Origin of the sequence: Vibrio sp. V10_P2A27P122 (assembly GCF_963874335.1) — a bacterium.
Classification (GTDB): domain Bacteria; phylum Pseudomonadota; class Gammaproteobacteria; order Enterobacterales; family Vibrionaceae; genus Vibrio; species Vibrio anguillarum.
Genome location: NZ_CAWNHY010000135.1, coordinates 1 through 4,246 on the forward strand (window position 1 = coordinate 1; position 4,246 = coordinate 4,246).

5 protein-coding genes and 1 pseudogene are annotated in these 4,246 nt (G+C 42.0%); 1 reads left to right on the forward strand and 5 read right to left on the reverse strand.

All coding sequences use genetic code 11. From position 1 onward, the window contains the following. The 5 genes and pseudogenes from AACQ17_RS06900 to ccoN form a co-directional block, all read right to left on the reverse strand. A pseudogene (locus tag AACQ17_RS06900) lies at positions 1 to 253 on the reverse strand (FixH family protein); the annotation flags it as partial. An 86-nt stretch (positions 254 to 339) separates the two neighbouring features. Then, positions 340 to 1,317 (reverse strand): cytochrome-c oxidase, cbb3-type subunit III, encoded by a 978-nt coding sequence (gene ccoP, locus AACQ17_RS06905; protein ID WP_013856895.1) that lies wholly within the window; start codon positions 1,315 to 1,317, stop codon positions 340 to 342. Further along, positions 1,314 to 1,490 (reverse strand): CcoQ/FixQ family Cbb3-type cytochrome c oxidase assembly chaperone, encoded by a 177-nt coding sequence (locus tag AACQ17_RS06910; protein WP_010320252.1) that lies wholly within the window; start codon positions 1,488 to 1,490, stop codon positions 1,314 to 1,316. Before AACQ17_RS06910 ends, ccoP begins: the two co-directional genes overlap by 4 nt. Positions 1,491 to 1,499: 9 nt before the next feature. Beyond that, the gene (gene ccoO / locus AACQ17_RS06915) at positions 1,500 to 2,114 is read right to left on the reverse strand and encodes a cytochrome-c oxidase, cbb3-type subunit II (RefSeq protein WP_013856896.1); all 615 of its coding nucleotides are present in this window, start codon (positions 2,112 to 2,114) and stop codon (positions 1,500 to 1,502) included. Between the two features lie 12 nt (positions 2,115 to 2,126). Continuing rightward, the gene (ccoN, locus tag AACQ17_RS06920; protein WP_166538084.1) at positions 2,127 to 3,554 is read right to left on the reverse strand and encodes a cytochrome-c oxidase, cbb3-type subunit I; all 1,428 of its coding nucleotides are present in this window, start codon (positions 3,552 to 3,554) and stop codon (positions 2,127 to 2,129) included. 258 nt (positions 3,555 to 3,812) lie between these two features. Between ccoN and AACQ17_RS06925 the strand changes: the two genes are divergently transcribed. Then, positions 3,813 to 4,154 carry a hypothetical protein gene (locus AACQ17_RS06925; RefSeq protein WP_013856898.1) on the forward strand — a complete coding sequence of 114 codons (342 nt, stop codon included), beginning with the start codon at positions 3,813 to 3,815 and terminating at the stop codon, positions 4,152 to 4,154. The last annotated feature ends 92 nt before the right edge of the window (positions 4,155 to 4,246 follow it).

The following is a 4,246-nucleotide window of genomic DNA, read 5'->3' on the forward strand; positions in this document are numbered from 1 at the left end:
TCACCTTTATTAAATTTGAAGATAATATCATTACCCTCAGAGTAGACTTCCGAGCTGAGCTTTAATGCTTTTGCTTCGTTAATTTTTGATAGGTCAATATTAATGCCTTTGCCTTTTTGTAGTAATCCTCTGTCACCAATGACACTGAATTCTGAGAAAAGACGATAACCGTTGCAATCGTCCATATCACCACAATTAACGGTAAGATGATCAGAAACCACGGCCAGAATTGTTTATACCAAGGAGTTACCATAAAAAAGTTCTCAACAACAAAATAAAGAAGGCTTATTAAAAAGAGAAGAAAGACAGCCCTAATAAAGAGCTGCCTTTGTTGTGCAATTAGTTCTCTGTATTGCTTAAACTCCACACGTAAGCAGCAACCAGTTGAACTTTATCTTCACCGAGAATGTCATTCCAAGCAGGCATAACACCTGATCGTCCATGCATGACCGTTTGAGTAACATCGGCTCTTGAGTCACCAAATAACCAATCGTTATCAGTAAGATCAGGTGCTCCAAACGCAGGGTTACCTTTACCATCCGTACCATGACAAGCGGCGCAAACGACGAAGCGAGCTTTACCTGCTTCCGCTTCTCGAACGTTCACAGAACGCCCAGAAAGGCTTAGGGTATAACTCACCACTTCCTTCACACCTTGCTCACCAAGGACATCTTTCCAAGCTGGCATTTGTCCAATACGACCATGTCGGATAGTGGTCACAATCGCTTCTGGTTCACCACCATATAACCAAGCATTATCGGTTAGATTCGGAAAGCCTTTTTGACCACGAGCGTCAGAACCATGACACTGAGAGCAGTTTTGTAAGAATAAACGCTGACCAACCTTCAATGCATCAGAATCTGCTGCAATTTCAGGAATAGGGCGTAAATCCGAACCGCCGCCAGTATAAGCTAAGCGTTTAAATGCTTCACCAAAGTAGGTGTTTGCGTCATCTAACTCTTTTGCATACTGTACTAACACTTTATTGTTTTGCGCATTTGCAATCGAGGCTTTGGACTCATCAAGAGAGCGAATGGTTTGATCTGAACTTTGCCAACCAAGTACACCTTTAAAACTACCTAACCCAGGATAGAGGGTCAGATAGATAGCGGCAAAAATAAACGTACTAATAAAAAGATAGGTCCACCATTTAGGCAGAGGGTTGTTGAGCTCACGAATACCATCGTATTCATGGCCCATATCCGAGCCTTCTTCCACTCCCATTTTGTCTTTTAAACACCAAACGAGCAGAATCGCACAGCCCAGCAAAGTTCCCACCGTAATGATGATGACCCATAGACTCCAAAATGTCGTCATTGTTTAGTCACTCCTTGTTCCTTAGAGGATTTGGGCTGTTCATCGGCAAAAATGAGGTTAGCCGCTTCATCGAAACGAGCTTTACGGTTTTTGCCATAGGCCCACCACACTACGCCTATAAAACAGACGAACAGCACTATGGTCCAAATACTGTGAATAGTACCGATATCCATAACTACCCCTTACTTCATTGCGTGACCAAGAGATTGAAGATAAGAAATGATTGCATCCATTTCTGATTTCCCTTCGACATCTTTTGCTGCATTCGCGATTTGTTCATCGGTATACGGCACACCAAACTGATTACGGAATAATTCAAGTTTGCTTTGCGTAAGCTTGCCGTCCAACACATTTTTTGCTAGCCAAGGAAAACCGGGCATGTTTGATTCAGGAACCAGTTCGCGAGGATTAGTCAAGTGAACTCGATGCCATTCATCAGAATAACGACCACCAACACGAGCCAAATCAGGCCCAGTCCGCTTCGAACCCCACACAAATGGATGCTCCCAAACACTTTCACCAGCCACCGAATAATGACCATAACGCTCCGTTTCGGAACGGAATGGGCGAATCATTTGGCTATGGCAAACGTTACAACCTTCGCGAATATAGATATCACGGCCTTCAAGTTGCAGCGCAGTGTAGGGCTTAAGATTTTCAACAGGCTCAGTAGTTTGCTTTTGGAAAATCAATGGCGTGATTTCAACCAAGGCTCCCCAACTGATGGCAAAAATAATGAAAATAGCCAGTAAACCGACATTACGTTCGATGATTTCATGGCGATTATTAGAACTCATTCTTTCATCTCCTTATGCCGGTTGAGGAATAGCTTTTAAGCTATTATCTGGTGCAAAAACCGTTTTATACGTGTTGTAAGCCATCAGGAACATACCTGCTAAGAAGATAAATCCACCAATGAATCGAACGGTATAGAATGGGTAAGAGGCTTGGACAGACTCAACAAAACTGTACGTTAACGTACCGTCAGAGTTAACAGCACGCCACATCAAGCCCTGCATAACACCTGAAATCCACATCGCAACGATGTAGAGCACCGTACCAATAGTCGCTAACCAGAAGTGAGCATTGATCAGACCAACAGAGTACATACGCTCTTGGTTAAATAGGCGAGGAATTAAATGGTATACCGAACCAATCGACACCATTGCCACCCAGCCTAGAGCTCCAGAATGCACGTGACCAATGGTCCAGTCGGTGTAGTGTGACAGTGCGTTAACTGTCTTAATCGACATCATTGGTCCTTCAAACGTAGACATTCCGTAGAATGACAATGAAACGATGAGGAATCGTAAGATTGGGTCATAGCGCAGTTTATGCCAAGCACCAGATAACGTCATGATCCCGTTGATCATCCCGCCCCATGAAGGAGCAAACAACACTAACGACATCACCATGCCAAGTGACTGAGTCCAGTCAGGCAGAGCAGTGTAGTGTAAATGGTGCGGACCAGCCCAAATGTAAAGAGAGATCAAAGCCCAAAAGTGAACAATCGATAAACGGTATGAATAAACAGGGCGTTCAGCTTGTTTTGGTACAAAGTAATACATCATACCAAGGAAGCCGGCAGTAAGCAGGAAACCCACCGCATTATGACCGTACCACCACTGAACCATAGCATCCACCGCCCCAGCGTAAACTGAATACGATTTACCCATAGAAACAGGGATTGCCATGCTATTTACAATATGTAATACAGCAACAGTAAGGATAAAAGCTCCGAAGAACCAGTTTGCCACATAGATATGTGCCGTCTTACGTTTGACGAGTGTTCCAAAAAACACTACCGCATAAGATACCCATACAAGAGCAATGGCGATATCAATTGGCCATTCTAATTCCGCGTATTCTTTACCGGAGGTATAACCCAAAGGTAAAGTTATTGCTGCAGATAAAATAATGGCTTGCCATCCCCAAAAGGTGAAGGGCACAAGAGGACCACCAAATAGACGAGTTTGACAAGTACGCTGAACAACATAATAAGATGTTGCAAAGAGGGCACTTGTACCAAACGCAAAAATAACCGCATTAGTATGCAGAGGACGTAAGCGACTGTACGTCAACCACGGCGTATCAAAGTTTAGCTGTGGCCAAACTAATTGAGCGGCAATCAAAACACCTACAGCCATACCAACAATACCCCAGAGAATAGTCACTAAGGTAAATTGCCGAACAACTGTATAGTTGTAGTTTTGTTCAAGCTGCTTTTCTTGGCTCATTTGCATGCTTCCAATTTCTAATTAACTACACTTTACTTCCAACACGACACATGTCGTAATGCCCCCCAAATCCACAATAGAAATACTGCTTTATCATAACGTTACTATCTATTGCTGACTTTAAAAAAAAGTGGCATTTTCAACCGTCAACTATACTGCAATTAACAATTCAATGACAGAGTAGTAACCTTACAGTTGTTCAGGATTTGGCCTTTTATTTCAAAACTTTGAAGTTTGTTACACGAGGAAGAAAGCATCATGGCTTCAGAAAAGCTTACAAAACACAGGTTTGCTCAAATACTAATCACATTACTCATTCTTTTGGTCGCTTTTTTCTGGAGGACTTTTTCTTATCAAAACGTCGACATGACGAGCTGCACTCCAACGCCAAATTGTTCTGTATTTGTAAATGAACAGGAAATTATAGTGATTAAAGATGATAAAAACCCAAATCAATACATAATTGGGCCACGAATTCCTGAACTAGAAATACATACAAATGGAACACTTATTCAACATTCCGACCACTGGATAATCCAACCAAATTCACCCAATAAACCTATAACTTTCAAGATAATTGGAAAAAGATCCTCGATATAAACTCTTACAAAAATAAAACATGAACCCAATCTGGTTCTTGGATTGATCAGCATAAATAATAACTAGAATGAAATCTTCGATTATCAGACTAG

What these genes read in the sequence shown, in the direction of transcription:
- ccoP (WP_013856895.1), bottom strand. Translation starts at nt 1,317, where the DNA reads ATGACGACATTTTGGAGTCTATGGGTCATCATCATTACGGTGGGAACT.
- AACQ17_RS06910 (WP_010320252.1), bottom strand. Translation starts at nt 1,490, where the DNA reads ATGGATATCGGTACTATTCACAGTATTTGGACCATAGTGCTGTTCGTC.
- ccoO (WP_013856896.1), bottom strand. Translation starts at nt 2,114, where the DNA reads ATGAGTTCTAATAATCGCCATGAAATCATCGAACGTAATGTCGGTTTA.
- ccoN (WP_166538084.1), bottom strand. Translation starts at nt 3,554, where the DNA reads ATGAGCCAAGAAAAGCAGCTTGAACAAAACTACAACTATACAGTTGTT.
- AACQ17_RS06925 (WP_013856898.1), top strand. Translation starts at nt 3,813, where the DNA reads ATGGCTTCAGAAAAGCTTACAAAACACAGGTTTGCTCAAATACTAATC.